The sequence below is a fragment of the Vannielia litorea genome (assembly GCF_018424695.1).
Lineage (GTDB): Bacteria > Pseudomonadota > Alphaproteobacteria > Rhodobacterales > Rhodobacteraceae > Vannielia > Vannielia litorea_A.
In genome coordinates, this window is sequence record NZ_QTNQ01000191.1 from 1 (window position 1) to 1,359 (window position 1,359).

Sequence of the window (1,359 nt, forward strand, 5' to 3'; positions counted from 1 at the left end):
GGTGGAGAGTTTGGTGGATGAGTTTGGGGAGGGGGTTTGAAGGGGGCACTGTGAAGCCCAGTGACCGCAACCCAAAAAAATACCCGCATTTCTGCGGGTGGCCCTTGAAAAGGAAAAGCTAGTGCTTATCTCTCAAAGGTTCTGCACGTATTTCGGTGTCCGCCGATCGCGTGTCAGAGGTGAGTTGGTTCGTGTAGATACGTTGTAGATAATCGTTAAGTTAGGTTTCGGCAACGAAGAAACGATAAACCTCTGTTCAGGAACGGCTAAAACGCCCGTTTGGGCATAACCTTAAGCTACTGACAAAGAGGAATTTTATGGCAGTATCACCGAAAGTGAGCACCACCCAGCAGCTCGAGCTTGACTTAACCATCGTCACCGAAGTCGAAGCCGATGGGGTCGGGATGGGAGTACTGAGCAACGGGGCTCCCTATTTGACGGGTCGCGGCCTTGCCAGACTCTGCGGAGTTGATCACTCCACCATCATCAAGATCACCAACGACTGGCAAGAAGTCCCAATAAAAAAACGCATCTCAATTATTAAGAAGAGCATCCGGGACATGGATGGGGACGACGGATCGGCCTTTCTTCCAGTCCAGCGCGGCGGAACCATTTATCACGCGTTCCCCGAGAATGTTTGCATGGCCGTGTTGGAGTATTATGCCTTAGATAGCGGCACAGCCAACGACCACGCTAAAAAGGCTTACCGCACACTCGCCCGGAAGGGCTTCGTGGACTTTGTCTATGAACAAGTTGGTTTGTCGCGCGGTGCGTCAGTCCGCGACTTCTCGACAAGGCAATTCATGGATCGAGTTGGGACTGTACACGGTTCGGTGCCTGATGGGTACTTCTGCGTTTTCAAAGAGATCGCCGACCTATTTGCCGCGTTGATCGCTAGGGACGTAAAGATCGACTCTAGTTTTATCCCCGATATTAGCGTCGGCAAGGCATGGTCGAAGTATTGGAGAGATGAGAACCTTGACTCGGTTCATGGGATGCGCGGCAAATTCTTGCATCAGTATCCTGAGTACTATCCACAATCTGCCGCCGGTCCGCAGGAGGCGTTCTGTTATCCGGAGGAAGCGCTTGGTGAGTTTCACCGATGGATGCGTGAAGTCTACCGCAAGGCTAACCTGAGTACCTACCTTCAAGGTAAGGTAAAGTCTGGCAGCCTGCCTGCGAGTAACGCCACACAAATTATAGACGCTTACAAAACTCCGAAGTCAATCGGACGCACCTGAGAAGTTGCGCCCGCCTAACGGCGGGCGCAAGTCGTTCCAAATCGATAATAAGATGCAAGCGACGGACCATCTGAATGTCGCTTTTTGAACCGTCTCTCCCCCTTGCCAACCCTCCCCC

General features: G+C 52.2%; 1 protein-coding gene. It reads left to right on the forward strand.

Annotated elements, in window-relative coordinates; all coding sequences use genetic code 11:
• The first annotated feature begins 335 nt into the window (after nt 1–335).
• Nucleotides 336–1,241 (forward strand): hypothetical protein, encoded by a 906-nt coding sequence (locus tag DYI42_RS23875; protein ID WP_342344733.1) that lies wholly within the window; start codon nt 336–338, stop codon nt 1,239–1,241.
• Nucleotides 1,242–1,359 lie beyond the last annotated feature (118 nt).